Raw genomic sequence first — 15,443 nt, 5'->3', positions numbered from 1 at the left:
CAGACTGGTTAGGATATTTTGCGCAAATTTGCCTTCTCAGCAAGCCAGAGGGGCGGCGTATAACTTGCTGTTATTGTCGAGAAAAGGCTACCTGTTCCGTCATCGGTCATCGTGCTACCGACTGTCGTCCTCTTCGACCAGTCTGGAATCCATAAAGAGCCTTTCGTTTTAGGAGGATGATCAGGGATCGGATAGTAGCCTCGCTCACCCCCAGCTCATCAACCAACTGCATGACGGGCTAGTTTGAGGCCTGAATAGAACGGCGAGTCTTCGGGATTGTGGTCGCATTGACGTGCAAGCGAATATTCATGGCATTTTTCCCGTCACCGCGTGGGTCACAAGCTATTCCAGAATCTTTCTGGCACGCAACGGTAGTGCTTAACTGGTGAACTTCATCCGGCTCTCACGCTCCGGCATCCTGAAACCTTGGCCGCTGAGGCGGTCACACGGCGTTCCTGCCCGCTGAAGCATGGGGACGATCCATTCGAGACCACCACATGTTAAGCACTACCGGAATTTGAACCCGGCAGGGTGCGACCTACCGTTTTTGTTGCCAACAGACCCTCTTGAGCAGGTATCCTGCCGCCACCCAGGCACCTCGCGATCGAGATCCACTTGCTGCCATTTCTTGTGGCCCCCTTTTCTGAGCGCCCCGATGTTGTCCCGGATTGCCCTACCAAGCATACCGAGTTGTTCGCAACGTCCTCGGTAGTAATCATCATGGTGCGCGGAAAAGTCGAACGAGACCAGAATGGCACGCACCGCGGCCGTCGGTACTTTTTCTTTCATCCAGGGATAGTCGTCGGGTCCCAAGTATACGCCGTCACCTTCGTAGGTCTGTGCGAATATTTCTCGTTCGGTGATCGGCACGAAGTGGATGCCATTGAGCAGCTGCAAGTCATCCTCTCTACCGGATTCTGACATTTGCGTGAGCCGCTCGAATACCTTGGTCGGTTTCCCGGCCACATAGAACATTGCATCCAGTTTATCTGATAGGACACCATCGATTGCGTCCTCAGTGCCGAGATGTTCCTCGCGTGCGATGTCGATATTCAGGATCTTGAGCAGGTTCTTTGCGGTCAACCAAACACCGCTGCCGTCACGTCCGATCGACACCCGCTTGCCCTGGAGATCCCGCAGGGTCTTGATCTCCTTCCTCGCGAGGACATGGACCTCTTCCAGATAAAACGGAAAGATGACACGCAGCCGCTGGGTAACCCTCTTCAGCTCCGGTTTCTGCTTGATGAAGGTCAAGACATCGGCTTGGACGATACCGAATGCCGCGTTCTCTGCACTGTCGATTCGCATTATGTTGGCCACGGACCCGGCCGATTCCTTGATCTGAAGCGTCAGGCCCTCCTTCTCGGCATACGGCGCCATATCCTGGCCGAATCGATAATAGGTACCTTTCTTGGAACCCGTTACCATGCCGACTGCTTCGACTGCTGATGGTTTCGATGGCAGTGTTGGCGGATCTGTCTGGGGGCAATTCGGATGGTTCGGTATTTGCGTGCAGTCCGGCTTCTGTATCGGTGGCATGGGTGGTTGACTTTCCCCTGGGGGTGGGGACCTGTCAATGCAATCCGGGTTCGACAAGCAATAGGCAATTACCGCTCCGGCAGAGACCAACACCAATATAACCAGCATCCAGAGCCAGTACTTACGCCATGGCGTCTTGTTTGGCAGCAATCGGTGGGCCTGGGTCCAGACATCCAGGTGACAGCGGGTTGCATGTTTTGCGACCTCGTGCCGGTGGGTCGGGCCGTCCCTGCCGTCCTCGCCATCGGTCCCAAGATCACGCGGGAAATGCTTCTCGGTCGGATAGGTACCCAGTGGGTCTTCGACCTCCTTCCCGTCCAAGACCACGACAACACGGTATTTCCACTCGCGATTGTTTCCTGATAGCCGGGTACGGACCTCCGGACGCAGGGGCCCGTCGCCGACCTCATGGCTAATGGTGCCTTCGGATAGCAAGCGCTCCACGACCTCCTGCTCAGTGGCCGGCAAGGTCGGATGAGACCCAGGCTCAGCCGTACTGGAAGGCTCCTCGGGCTTGCCGGGGAAAGGGTCTTGAGATTGTTTGCCGCCCATCTGGCGTTACTCACGCCCGTCCGATGTCCTGGCGAAGGCGCCAATCAGTCGTCGAGATAGAAAGCGCGCAACAGCTGCGTGTGTGACTGCTTCGGACGCCGGATATGGTCCTCGCGCAACGCAAAATCCCGTTTGAAGAGGAATATGATCGGGGGCCGGATAGTCGTCTCAAGCCCGATATTGTCGATCTGTGTACCTTCGATGCCGTCAAAGTACATAGCGGCGTAGAGACTAGCAAGGGTGTCGCGGTCGATCTTGGGCTTACGCTCGGCGACCTGATACTCGACCTCGTCCCGGTAGAGGACCCGGGTGGCCGAGAGGCGCTGGGCATCGGGCAGTCGTTCGCTGAGGCGGCTGACGACCTCCGAGAATGTCCTCCCGAGCCTGCGATCACTGCCCGCGGTACGGTCTTCGAAGCTGGCGTTTTCGCCGCGGGCGTGGGCCTCGGTCGCCAGCTTGCGCCGCTTCCATTCGTCTTCGGTGAGAAGGTAATAATGCTCCTCGTCCCAATCGATAATGCCGATGGCCAGGGCCTCTACGGCCAGCAGATCATAGCCGCTCAACACCGGATGGGTCGGCACATTGATGTGTTCCAGCGCCTCCCTGGTAAACATCTGCAGTGGCGAGGAGTTCTCACGCCGCGCCTCGTCGATGAAACTGTTGTGGTACGCATTGATACGGCTCAGGGTGTAGGCGGGGAAGCCGGAAAACTCGCGGTAGAGCAGGATGCTGTGGCGGTCGGAGGAGCGCGAGAAGGGCACCTCAGCACCGGATCGCCGGGTGCTCTCGCGCAGGACCGATTTTAGCTCGTCCCAGGCCGCATCCTCTGCTTCGTAGTAGCCCACGACCACCGTCAAGGCCTGCTCGGAATCGCGCAGGGTCGCGAAGCGTTTGGCCTTACCGTTGAGGCGACAGTAGTACCCCGCGAGCTCGTAGGCGGTGCGGATGTTGTCGCGGTAGTCGATCGGGTGGTCGGGATTGTTGCGGGCATCGAGAACACGCTGAGCGACACTCTTACGCTCGATCTCCTCGGCGAATGGGACCCGGCAGATCCCCATGATCATGCCGCGTAGCTGTAACAACTGATCCTCATTGTCGAGAAAGCTGCGGATATCCCACACACTGCCGCCAACCTGTCCCAGGAGGTCTTGGAACAGCGCGTTCTTGAGGTTATCGGTAGCGACACTCGCCATCAGCTGCTCGATGTCGGAGAAATATTCGTTGTCATAAATAAGGATCTCGAACGGCGAACCCTGGATGCGCTTATTGTCCTCGTAAGCGCCCTTGAAATCCTTGGCGATCTTCTCGGAATAGCTCTGGATCAGATCCAGATCCTTGGTGCGCGCCTGGAGGATCGAGATCGCCCCTTCACCACCCTCGACCAGGCGTTGGCGCGAGTCGAAAACCCCATCATAGAAATCCCCGGCCGCACGCATCCGGATGAACCCGATACGGTTTTGGAAATACTGCCGGATGGTGCCATAGGTAGTCTTGAGCTGCTCGCGCTGGGCATTGCGCTTGAAGGGCGCGAACAGGCCGGCATCGAGCAGGCTGGCGAGCTCGCTGTTCTCCTTGTTCATGCGGTCGGAAAGGCGCTTCTCGTGGCCGAGCAGGTTCTTCATCTCCTGCTGGGCAAACTCCCGCGACGAGCGCGCGGACTCGAGCAGTTCCTTCAGGAAGCGGCCGACATAACCGACGCCCTGCCTATCGTCCTTGAACATGGATTTCACGGTCCGGTTAAGCAGTGCGCGGAAGGTCTGGAGCTCGTCGACGACGCGCGCCTGTAGCGATTCCTCGAGCTGGACCAACTCACTATTCAAGGTCTTGACGATCTGATTGATGCGGCCGATCTCGAGGTCGCTGATCTTCTCGAGGTCGGCGTTATAGGCCCGGGTCAGGCTCTTGGTCACCCACTGCACATAGATCTCGCGCTCACCGCCGCTCCCCTGACGCTCGACGAGGCGGTCGGGCAGGTCGGTGCCGCTCTCGTCACAGCTCAGGCCCTCGCTGGGGATGAAATCCTGGGCCCTGCGCTTGGCCTCAAGGATCTCCTGGGGAGCGGTCGCACCGATGACGTATTCGTACAGCAGCATCGCACCCAGCCTGGCGGCACAGAGGTCGCGTACCCGTTCGGCCGGAAAACGGATCTTGCACAGACCGAAGGAGCTGTAGCAACGTGAGGTGCCATCGGCATCGCTGGCCAGGGCAAATGCCTCGGTGTTGTTGCGGCTCGACTGGATCATCTGCGACAGGGAGTCGCCGTCGTCCTGGGCATCGGCGCCGGAATCGAGAAAAATCATATCGGCGCAGAGCTGGGCAAACTCCTGCGGCGAGGACAGCTCGATGTCCATGATGTTGCTGCTGCCGATCAGATAGACACTGTCGAAGGCACGCTGTCGGAGCTCGTCACGCCGGACATCCGGATAGTCCGGCGAGTAGGAGGCGAACTCCCGCTGGAACCAATTGAACTCGCGCAGGGAGGCATAGGTGTTGGCAAGTACCCGCTTGCTGACGGCGTCATAGACATCGCCGAGGGCGAACAGGCCCTTGATGCGACATTTGGTCGGCAGCTCGGCCTGTTGCTGCAGATAGCGCAGCTCATAGGCGGTATCGATACACAGCCCGGCCCCGGTGCCGCCGCAGATGGAGCCGACGATGTAGATGTTGAGTTCGCCGCTGCGCAGCCCCGGGAAGCGTTGCTTGACCTCGCTCGTCACGAGCCGATCCGTGAGTCGATGGATACGCCTGGCGAGTTCTTCGTGCGCGAGGAAGAAGCCCAAGCGGCCGATCGCCTTGATCTGGCGCGCCCCCTCGGTCAAGGGTAAAAACTGATAGCCTTCCTCCGGGAACCAGCTGGATACCGCTGGGATGTTACGTGCCTCGGAGCCCCTAGTCTGGTCGGTGATACGGAAGAACTCGTTCTTGTCCTCGTCGAGCCGGATCGGCTCCCCGAACAGATCGGCCGATGGGAGCTCGCCCTTGAGTTCATCGATATCGATGGCCAGAAAGCGTACAAACTCCTTGAGATCCGGGGCCTGTTCCTCCAGCGCCTTCTTGAGAAAGGTAATGGTGGACACACCGGTACCACCCAGCCCGATCACAACGGCGGGTTGAACTTGTTTCATGCCTTGGGCTCCCGTAGATAGCTCGAATTCCTCGGTGCTCAACTGCGCCGAGACGCGGGTTTGCTCCCCGGACCAAAGTAGGGATCAGCTGCTATGACAAGCTCCCGGCTGCCTCTTGCCTAGAGATCCGATAAAAGAGATCCGGTAAAACCGACACATTTCTCGATGACCGACCGATCACCCGAAGACGTCCCCTTGTCGTCGTGAAGAAGGCTCCAGCGACGAGCCGGATCCGAATGGGCCCTCTTCATCCCGGCCCGATCTATTTTCGGTCTTGCGAATCAGAAAGAGAATAGTCTGTATCAGGATCACGATCAGCACGCCGATCGCAGTGCCGTACAGGGTCATCAACACATAGGGCACGAAGATCAGGTCAAGCAACAACACAACACCGGCGAGGAACAGGACCATCTGTGCTTGAGCGATGACATGCCCCTTGTGGACACCGAGGCGTTTGAGCCAGTAGCCGCAAGCCCATAAGAGAAGACCCCACGCCAGCGAGAGGCCGAGGAACCAGCCAACCGCGCCCCAAGCGCCCCACACCCAGGCCCAATCAAAAAGGCCCGTCATTGCCACCGGCTCCGAAGGGGTCATCCAAGGCACCCGAGGTCGAGATCATAACACCACCGAGTTTGTGTCCACTGTCGTCCTTGAGATCGAACGGCTCATCGAGGCCGATCTCGATACTCGGCTTCTCGGCCCCTTCGTAGAACAGGATGGCCTCGTCCGCGGAGACGCGGAACCTCTTGCGGCCGAGATAGGTAATGGCGGCGGCCTGTTTGACCTCGAGCCCCTCTGCGGGTACCGCCCCGCCCGCCAGATCACCATTGGCAATAGCGATCTTTTGGTGCTTGCGCAGGGTCTGCTTCTCGCTTAGCTCTTTGGGGCCCGCGACGAGCATGACCCGGATCTCCGGGACCTGCCGCTTCCTGATCTCGCGTCGCACCAGCCACAAGACGACGGCGAGGACGACCAAGGCGAATAGTGCCCGGAGTCCGTAGCGATCCCACCAGCTGACTACGACCAGCTCCACCTCGCCGCCGTTCGGATAGAAGGGCGTGGCATGGGGCGGAAAGGCGAACTTGTAATGGCCACGCAATACACCGTCTTCGGGACGGTCACCGGTAAACTGCCATTGGATAGTCAGGGTTTGGGTCTCGCCTGGGGTGATCTCCAATTTGGCGGGTGTTACGTTTGCTGCCGCGAGTTTCTGCAGTTCAGGCAGCACAAGCGAGGGATTGAGCTCGACCGTGACGGGATCCAGAAAGGTCGAATGCAGCGATAGGGACTCACTGACGACATCGTAGCCCCCGAACAGCCCAGGCTCGACACGGATCTTGAACCGATCGGTGTCGGCTTGGACCTGGGCATCATGCACCTTTCTGATTTTTCCGACGAGCCTATCGCGGATGTTGGCACCGGACTCGACGGTCAGCGTGTCACTCTTATCGAGTCCAAGCTTCCTGCCGATATCCGCGATATCCGTATGATCGCCCAAGCCGACCAGGGTAACCTTCCAGTTCTGCGATTTGATCTTGTCCTTCAGGTCCTCATAGGTGCGATCCTGGGCCTCGGGCGAGAAGAACTCCGAATTCTGGGGCGGGTCGTTCTTGCCATCGGTGATCATGACCAGGATCTTACGCCGTTCCTTAGCAAGGGGATTTGAGCCCAGCTCACTGATGAGATCACCAGCCTCTTTGATGCCGGCGACGATGTCGGTCTTTCGGTCTCGGAATCTGAGATGGTCGAAGACGATATTTTTTATCGTAGTGCGTTCATGGGGGTAGCGCAGTTGTTGGCTGACGACGACTTTGGTCCCCGATCCGAACGGGATAATGGTTATATAGTCATCAACCTCGACTACATCTTTGATGACATCATCCAGGGCTTCAAGGGCCTCCCGTGACTTCTCGGCCTTTTGCGGGTCCTCAAAATATCCACCCTTTTCGTCGCCGGGCCTCTTTTCGAGCATGCTGCCGGATTGGTCCAGCAGGATGATGAAATCGTCATTTGCGGCGGGGGCATGCGGTACCCATACCCACCAAAGGAGCATGACGGCTACCACGATCTGCCATAGTTTACGCAAATGGGTCTTCGAGGGGATCATCAGGCTTTTTCCGTGACTTCATGAAGGCGCTGGCGAAAGTCGCCGCGATGGCAAGACCGGCCAACAATGCGATTGCCTCCATACCGATCTGACCGAACAGGCCCGCTATATGGACGGCGATCACAATGGCCCACATCGAGATCAGGAAGACACTGGCCCAGGTCTTTGCGGTACGCGGGGAACGACCTGTTGCGATATGTGACTCGAACACCATACTCGCGGTCAAGGCTACGAGGATGATGTAGAGGATGGCAGAGATCAGCAACCAAATCCAGGAGAAAGAGAAGGTAAAGGCACTGGTCAGTGCCGACATCAATGTGGACGCAGACAAGGCACCGGGGGTCTTGAACCTACAGCCCATGGCATCTGCTGTGCGTCGGATGCGGGCGTGCTCGAGTCCTTCGGTGTCGGCGTTGAAGACGATGAAGGTACACTCGAAATCGGTACGACCGGAGAGAATCTCGTTGCGCGCCTTGCCGGCTGCCTCTATGTCACCTTCATTCCCAAGGCCATCGGTGATCAGAAAGAGCTTGATCTTACCAGCGGTGTACCCGGCCAAATCTCGCGCGGCATCCTGTAAGCTCGCGCCGATATAGGTACCGCCAACCGGGTCGATGGTCGCCAATCGGCGCCGCAAGGGACCGCGATCACGGCTGTAGTCGGCAACCTTGCGGCTGCCGCCTGTCAGACCGAAGACACGGAGTCCGATCTCGTTGCTCCTGGGGATCCAGGCCAGGGTGGAGAGTGTGATCTGCTTGATCTCGGAGAAGTCGGTTCCGGTCTGCCGGACATTCGCCATACTCGCTGAATTGTCGAGTATGACGGCGACCCGGCCCGGCCCCCCGCAACCGCCGAGGGCAAGGACAGCGATCAAGACGGGTATCCACAGCAGCCGGATGCGGTTCGCGGCACCCCTTTGTGTGGGACGAATGGTTTGTCTTCCGTAGCTCGACATAGTGGAACTGATCGTCCTTTGCATCACCTCAGTAACGGCCGATCCGAATATCCGGTCGGCTTCCTGTCGCGGTCTCGGGACCGGGGAGGATCGCGAATATATTTTCCAAACTAGCTGCCACCCTGGAGGCTCATGCACCGATGCCGCATCGATCCCAAAGATCGAGTCCAGACCCTGCAAAGGTGCCAACTCCGATCCTCATGTTACGGTGTAGCCGAACGGCGTTCAAGAATGACTCCCATCTTGATTTGTGGCCTACCGAGTTGGGTAATCGACTCAGTGAGGCTGTCACACGGAAGGAAACCTCTACACCGAAAATGGCATGACTACCCTGCTTCACTCTCCGGGCCAGGCGTACAAAAAGCCCCAGCCAGTTCCCGGCCAAGCCGACCGGGAGGCGCAAATGCACTCTTTCCTCGCGTGCAACGAGATCCGGAGCGACAAGGGCGAGGATGATCCGATCTACTTCGTTACACGGGCGATTCCGTAGTCTCATGAAAGCGAGCAGATCATTTTCCCATACTCAATCCGGTCCGGGTTATCTTGCAGCCATAAGCCATGGCCTCATTGAGGCGTTACCCTTTGTGCCTTTGTGGTTCAGCTTATTCCGCGGCCATTGCAAGTTTGATCATTCGTAATCGAGGAGAAATCCAATGTTATGGAAGAAGCAAAAACTACGGGATCAACCAAAGGGCCGTAGTAATATCTGGTTCTCCTTGTTTGCGACCTTGCTAACAACTAGTCTGGCGTTGATCATGATTCCATATGAGAATTTTGTGACCAACGTCGCGGATATCTTCACCTTCCCCTATGAACGCTTTAGGATTGACCCGTACCCTGAAGAATCGCTCAGCACGCTGCTGAAGGATGCACGTCCGCTCGGTCGGTGCCAGGAGGACACGCCGGAAAATCCGAAAATAGCGAAGCCCTCCCCAGAGACCGAAAAAGCCGGTGAAATTGAAGTGCTGTATCTTTTTCTGTTGGATATCAGTGGGTCGACCAAGAGCCAAGAAAAGATAACAACCCCAATCTGGCTGTCGGGTACCATCGATCGTATCCAAGCATATATGAGGGATGACATATTTAATTCTATCAAGAGGAACAAGGTGCCAGTCTTTGATCTGGCGAGGGTACGGCTGGGTGATCTTCTGATTCGTATCGGTCCGAAGGATGCCGCGACTTCTCTTTCCAATGAGAAATTTGCCTTGTGGAGTTTGGGTTCCCACCCGGAACGGCTGTTTCCTTCGGCTGAAGAGAAGAAGGAAGTACCCCTTGAAAAAGACGCTATCCGAGGTGCGCTGAAAGCCTTGGAAGAAAAGACTGATAACAACGACAGAACTACGGATTTTGTCTCGGTCGTTGAAGAATTTGAGGACAATTATTCTGACTATCTTCCCCAGAATCCAGAGTTACCCCGCAAAGATCGTGTCGTCATGATCACAATCTTCAGCGATTTTATCCATGACGTACCCAACCGCGAATCAGAGATCGAAAAGGAGTGGTCGGTACTTGAAGAAAGGATACGCTACCACTCCCATGCAAATGTAGTCGTAAACCTCATTGTCTTGACCGGAAGTGGCCAGGTGGAGAAACTACGCCTTGCGACCCATAGGCAGATTAATCAACCCTATGAGAGGCATTTCCCACTGAGCAAATTATCGAGTGAGGCCATTGCCGAGGAGGTGCAAGACCATCTACTCTATCCTCCTATGTGTTCCCAACAGCCCATCAAGTTCTACTATGAGGGCCAACGCTTCATCAGTGACTTCACCTTCCGCATCGATAAAGGGGTCAAGCAGGAAAACAAGCACTTTGACTTGACTATCGTAATCCCAGAAGAAACCGATCAACAGTCCGTAAGTCTGCGTTGGAGCCTACTCACCGCTGAGGATCATGAAGGTAAGCGCAGTACCAAGGAGATTGGCTGGCTTAGCTCAAACAGAGAAATACTCTCGAAAAACAAGTTGGAACTCAATGAAAGAGTTCACCTGGTACCATTGGATCATCCCTCCCACTTAGGCGGCAAAACCGTGTCGGCACAATTCATCAGCTCCGCGCTTAGGCGCGTCCATCATGTGGATATTCAATTCATCAAGGTGATGCCTGCCTGGTATGCAAGGATAATTATCGTTTTCCACGTTATTCTCGCAGTTCTATTCCTAGTCCTTAGTGTTCAAGGTATCCGGATACTCTTTAACAAATGGAGGGAACGGAAGGAAAGGATGGTAGTTCCTGATAAAGGCCCCACGAAAATCAAGTTCAAGGATCTGGAAGGCAGCATATGGGGATCGAGTATGGATCGGCTGATTTTCGAACCAGATAGGCACTATTTACGCAGTCCACTGGATCGCAGCAAACCGAAGGAAAGTGGCAGCTATCAGATCATACGCCATGACGGCAAGACTCTCCTCAGACTCTTCGGATCCTCGGAAGGAGCGGTGCACAACCAACCCGTTCCTACGGATTGGGAGATCATCTATTGGGACAAACACAAGCTGGATCTCGTGCAACCATCCGGCCAGGTGATCCACTACCAGCGGCACAGAGGGCCGACTGAAGGGGACGGCAGTGTGGATAAACCATAACCTTTGACGAAGCAGCATCAACGATCAGCATCGAGGGCATAGGGTGACGGGTCGAGGCTGGGGTCACGTCCGAGCAGCAGGTCGGCCGCCAAACGTGCGGAGGCCGGACCGGTAACCAATCCATTGCGGTAATGGCCGGCGTTGCAGTAGAGGCCCTGGATACCCGGATAGGCCCCGATGTAGGGGATGCCTTGGGGGGAGCCGGGGCGCAACCCCGCCCAGTGGTTCTCAATGGGTGCATGTCTGAGTGACGGGAAGAGCCCCACCGCGGCTCGGTAGAGGTCTGCCTTGGCCTCGGCGGTGGTCGCCTTTACGAATCCCTCATGTTCCAGGGTGCTGCCGATGAGGATACGGCCGTCCCGGCGCGGGATCAGGTAGCGGTCGCGGAAGAGCACCATGTGATTGACCTGCCCTGGTTTGGCGTTCAACAGGATCATCTGTCCCCGCACCGGTTCGATGTCGAGCCTCTTGCCGAGTCGCCCGAGCAGCTGCGCGGTCCAGGCACCGGAACAGACCAGGACCCGGTCCGCGGCGATGGTACTCTTGCGGGTGCGGGCACCGATGGCGCGGCCGGAGTCCAGCAGGAGCTCGACCACTTCCTCTCGCTCGCGGATACGCACCTGCCCTTCGATCGAGCGGCGCAGGGCCTTGACAAACCGCGGATTCCGGATCTGGGCGATCGCCGGCAGCCAGAGGGCGGTCGAGGGGGTAAACCCCAGTCCGGGCGCTGTCTCGCACAGGACACCGGGCGTCAATGGTTCGATCCGCACCTGGTATTCCCGCCCCCATGCCAGGGCCTGGTCCTGATCCTGTGGCTCCAGGATCAAAAGACCGTTGCGAATGAATTCGGAATCGATGCCGGTTTCTTCCCGCAGTGTGGCGCACAACCGCGGATAGTGCCGTTGGCTCTGGAGCGACAAGGCGGTCACCGAGTCGGCATAACGCCAGGGGTAAAGCGGCGACATGATGCCACCGCCGGCCCAGGAGGCCTCGCGCCCGGTCGCTCCCATCTCCACGAGCGTGACCTCGGCACCGGATCGGACCAGTTCCCGGGCAGTGAGCAGGCCGATCGCGCCGCCGCCGATGACGAGGATATCGCTCATAGGCTTTCGAAATCTCGGGGCCACGCAATCATTGTGGACGATCAGGCACTAGTACATAGTTTCATGTGATATTGCAAATTCATAGCATTGAGCGTGAGGAAGCTCGCATTGAGCTCAAGCGACTCTACCTGCAATATCAAGCGAAATGAGGTACTAGGTGGCGTTCTCAATCAAGATAACACTATGATTTTGCTCGTTCCCACGCTCCAGCGTGGTAACGCCGTCTTGTCCGCTCCAGCGGACTTTGCTCCTCTGTACTTAATCGGCGTTTACGCTCGCCTATCTGGCCGCTTATCGACGCTGGAACGTCCGGATTTGCTCCCACGCTGGAGCGCGTGGGAGCCAGCAATTTGCGTTTATTGGCGTTCATTTGCGGCAAAAAAATGGGTAGTAGCACGGTAAATGAACGCGAATCAACGCAAACTCGTAGCCGCGAGCTCCTTGGGTAATGCAAAGACGACCTGCTCGCGGATTCCGGGTTGCTCCTCCACCCGGCTCGCACCGTACTCACGTAGCTGACTGATGACCCGCTCCACCAGGACTTCGGGGGCGGACGCCCCCGCGGTAAGGCCAACCCGCGGGCCCTGCGTCAGCCAGGCGCGCCGAATATCCTCGGGGCCGTCGATCAGGTGGGCAGTCACCCCGCGCTTCTCGGCGATCTCTCGCAGTCGGTTGGAGTTGGAGCTGTTGGTAGAGCCGACCACCAGTACCAGATCGCACCGGCGCGCCAGGTCTTTGATTGCATCCTGGCGGTTCTGGGTCGCGTAGCAGATATCACTCTTCTTCGGGCCCTGGATAGCAGGGAAACGCGCCTCGAGGGCAGCGACGATGGCGGTAGTATCCTCTATGGACAAGGTAGTCTGGGTGACATAGGCAAGCCGGGACGGATCCTGCACCTTAAGCCCGGCCACGTCGGCAACCCCCTCTACCAGATGGATGCGACCGCTGCCGGTGGCATCGCACTGGCCCATAGTCCCTTCCACTTCCGGGTGGCCACGATGGCCGATGAGGACGACCTCGAGGCCATTCCGACAGTGACGCACCACTTCCAGATGGACCTTAGTGACCAATGGGCAGGTGGCGTCGAAGACTTGCAGCTCCCGTTGCTTGGCCTCCTCACGTACCTTCCGGGAAACGCCGTGGGCACTGAAGATGACGGGGGCGCCGGCCGGAACCTGGTCGAGTTCGTCGACGAAGACGGCGCCGCGGCGCTTCAGGCCCTCGACGACGAAGCGGTTATGTACTACCTCGTGACGCACATAGATGGGAGGTTCATAGAGTTCCAGGACCCGCTCGACGATTGCGATGGCCCGGTCGACACCGGCACAGAAGCCACGCGGATTTGCGAGTAGGATATCCATGGGTGGTTTCATACGGGTGTGACCGGTTGCCAGAAGACCTCGCTGCCGCCGTCCCGCCTGGCCAACACCCGGGCGAGGACGAAGAGTAGGTCGGATAGCCGGTTGATGTAGCGCAGGGTGTGCGGGTTCAGATGCGCTTGACGGTCCAGGGTTACCAGGCGGCGCTCGGTACGCCGGCACAGGGCCCGCGCCAGGTGGCAGAAGGTGGCTGCGTTCCCCCCACCCGGCAGAATAAACTCCCGCAACGATGGAAGCTCGGCGTTGTAACCATCGAGGGCCGCTTCCAGATAGGCCACGTCTTCGGGCTTGGTGCGCTCCGCCCCGGGTGTGGCAAGCTCCGCCCCCAGCTCGAAGAGCCGGTTTTGGACGTGCGCCAGCTGGGGCGGTGGGTCCGGTTCCGCCTGGACCATGATCAGCCCGATGATGCTGTTCAGCTCGTCCAGACACCCCAGTACCTCGATACGCGGGTGGTCTTTCGGTACCCGACTGCCGTCGGCCAGCCCGGTGCTGCCATCGTCACCGGTTCGCGTATAGATTTTGGTCAAACGATTGCCCATGCTGCCTCACGCAGAAGGTACACCCGGCCACAGTTCCGGACCGGCGGCCCGGATTGATCCTTGGATAAGGATAAAGGCACCCCCCGTCCGGGAGGTACCTTGAGTGGTCCGTTTGCGGCCGGACCTAGTTTTGAGGGGTAGCGGCCGCCGGAGCAGGGGCGACAGGAGTGGTCTCAGGAGCAGGTACCGGAGTGGCTGGAACAGCCGGGGGAACCGGTGCCTGGTCGGTTGCTGTAGCAGGTGTCGGGGTTGCCTCAGGCGCGGGAGCGGTCCCGCTAACCTGGGCGGGGACCTTTACTGCCGGAGCGGTTTGCGACATGGAGGCGGGTATCTCAGGGGTCGTGGTCATCCTGGTGTAAGGGGACCTGAACGGCGGACGGCTGTAGCGATGCGGGCGGGTAAGGCGGTTGGCCTCGATCTTCCTGCGGCGCTCGGCTATTTCCTTGGTCGTCCTGTCGCGACGGGCTTTGGACTCTTCCACCATCTTGGAGCGATAAGCCTCCAATTCCGCATACCGGTCCCGCATAAAACCCGGGATCGGCGGTTGCGGCATATCCATCGAGAAGGGCTCGGGTATTGCGGGCATGCTTGGCGGTTCGGGCATTGCAGGCATGGTTGGATATTCGGGCATCGCCATGTCGTCCCAAGGATTGGCAGTACCCCAAGGATCCCCACCGGGAAAGCCCATGGTCGTGGGATCAACGCCCTGCGTCTGCATGTGTTTCGCCATCTCGGCCTGTCGAGCCGCCATTTGCTCGGCCAGCCGGCGCTGGGCGGCCATCATTTGCTCTCTGGCCTTTGTCTGCTGCTGCGCCATGGCCTGCTGCTGCTCTTGGGTCATCCCGCAAGGGGTACAGGGCCCCCCCCACCAGGCGCCGGCGGATAGGGATGTGACAGCAAGTGCGATGGCTGAGGCGAGGGTTGCGATCTTCTTCATTTTGAACCTACCTTGAACGCGACGGGTTAAACCGATAACGGGAAGCATCTTGTCTTTCCTGTGACGATACTGTGGTATAAGTATATAAGGAAATTCTGATTTTTCAATTGAAAATGGCTAATGATGTGTCAATATCTATAGATGAAGGCAAAGGACACTACCTGTCAGCGTCGTGTCGCATTACACCGCGCTCCCTGTCTGCGTGTGACGCACGGGCAAGAACGCCGTACTCCCTCAGGCGTTTTCGCGCGCGGTTTAACGCAACCTACACGCAAGGGGTAATGTGGGTGTAGGTTGCGTTAAGACGCCGGCACTGACTTGGCAGACGATCAGCGCGCCTTTGGGCGTCGAACGCAACACGTCAAACCCTGTCCCGACGCAGGAGAGATCTTTTCCCTCCAGACAACGCCAAATCATTCAGGATCGCTAGTTAATCGAAAAGAAATTGACTCTTTATAGATTCCAGACTGTTCCATCCTCCATCCCCGGCACGACGGTCGAGTGTGGTGAGCACCGGTCTGCGTGCAGGGATGCACAGGCAGGCGGCGAACCGGAGCGGTCCAGCGGAAACTTTGGAGTGCGGCGGCGACTTTATCCCGGCATTGGTAGAAACCCGCGGTAC

General features: G+C 58.0%; 10 protein-coding genes and 1 pseudogene. 2 read left to right on the top strand and 9 right to left on the bottom strand.

Features of this window, described 5'->3' with window-relative positions; genetic code table 11:
- Positions 1 to 507: 507 nt before the first annotated feature.
- The 5 genes from BQ17_RS11610 to BQ17_RS11590 all read right to left on the bottom strand — a co-directional run bounded on the left by BQ17_RS11610 (position 508) and on the right by BQ17_RS11590 (position 8,197).
- Positions 508 to 2,091, bottom strand: coding sequence for a TAXI family TRAP transporter solute-binding subunit (locus BQ17_RS11610; protein WP_089727235.1), 1,584 nt, complete (start codon positions 2,089 to 2,091; stop codon positions 508 to 510).
- A 44-nt stretch (positions 2,092 to 2,135) separates the two neighbouring features.
- The gene (locus BQ17_RS11605) at positions 2,136 to 5,216 is read right to left on the bottom strand and encodes a tubulin-like doman-containing protein (protein ID WP_089727233.1); all 3,081 of its coding nucleotides are present in this window, start codon (positions 5,214 to 5,216) and stop codon (positions 2,136 to 2,138) included.
- A gap of 177 nt (positions 5,217 to 5,393) precedes the next feature.
- Entirely contained in the window at positions 5,394 to 5,786 is a 393-nt protein-coding gene (locus tag BQ17_RS11600) for a hypothetical protein (RefSeq protein WP_089727231.1), read from the bottom strand.
- Entirely contained in the window at positions 5,770 to 7,323 is a 1,554-nt protein-coding gene (locus BQ17_RS11595; protein ID WP_089727229.1) for a vWA domain-containing protein, read from the bottom strand. The genes BQ17_RS11600 and BQ17_RS11595 overlap by 17 nt, the downstream gene beginning before the upstream one ends.
- Positions 7,295 to 8,197, bottom strand: a complete 903-nt coding sequence (locus BQ17_RS11590; protein WP_176722397.1) for a vWA domain-containing protein — start codon at positions 8,195 to 8,197, stop codon at positions 7,295 to 7,297. The genes BQ17_RS11595 and BQ17_RS11590 overlap by 29 nt, the downstream gene beginning before the upstream one ends.
- Before the next feature lie 400 nt (positions 8,198 to 8,597).
- Here BQ17_RS11590 and BQ17_RS24185 point away from each other — a divergent pair.
- Positions 8,598 to 8,768 (top strand): annotated as a pseudogene (locus BQ17_RS24185) (helix-turn-helix domain-containing protein); the annotation flags it as partial.
- 163 nt (positions 8,769 to 8,931) lie between these two features.
- A complete protein-coding gene (locus BQ17_RS11585; RefSeq protein WP_089727225.1) occupies positions 8,932 to 10,863 on the top strand; it encodes a hypothetical protein in 1,932 nt (643 codons plus the stop codon).
- 17 nt (positions 10,864 to 10,880) lie between these two features.
- Here the strand turns inward: BQ17_RS11585 and thiO are convergent, their stop codons facing one another.
- The 4 genes from thiO to BQ17_RS11565 all read right to left on the bottom strand — a co-directional run bounded on the left by thiO (position 10,881) and on the right by BQ17_RS11565 (position 14,821).
- Positions 10,881 to 11,966 (bottom strand): glycine oxidase ThiO, encoded by a 1,086-nt coding sequence (gene thiO, locus BQ17_RS11580; protein ID WP_089727223.1) that lies wholly within the window; start codon positions 11,964 to 11,966, stop codon positions 10,881 to 10,883.
- Positions 11,967 to 12,379: 413 nt separating this feature from the next.
- Positions 12,380 to 13,327: a 4-hydroxy-3-methylbut-2-enyl diphosphate reductase gene (gene ispH / locus BQ17_RS11575; protein WP_089727237.1), complete on the bottom strand. Its 948-nt coding sequence runs from the start codon at positions 13,325 to 13,327 to the stop codon at positions 12,380 to 12,382.
- An 8-nt stretch (positions 13,328 to 13,335) separates the two neighbouring features.
- Positions 13,336 to 13,884, bottom strand: coding sequence for a cob(I)yrinic acid a,c-diamide adenosyltransferase (locus BQ17_RS11570; protein ID WP_089727221.1), 549 nt, complete (start codon positions 13,882 to 13,884; stop codon positions 13,336 to 13,338).
- Positions 13,885 to 14,008: 124 nt separating this feature from the next.
- Positions 14,009 to 14,821, bottom strand: coding sequence for a hypothetical protein (locus BQ17_RS11565; protein WP_141699242.1), 813 nt, complete (start codon positions 14,819 to 14,821; stop codon positions 14,009 to 14,011).
- Between the last annotated feature and the right edge of the window lie 622 nt (positions 14,822 to 15,443).

Origin of the sequence: Candidatus Thiosymbion oneisti, from assembly GCF_900092655.1 — a bacterium.
GTDB classification, from domain to species: Bacteria; Pseudomonadota; Gammaproteobacteria; order Chromatiales; family Chromatiaceae; genus Thiosymbion; species Thiosymbion oneisti.
This window is presented reverse-complemented; position numbering and strand designations above follow the sequence as displayed.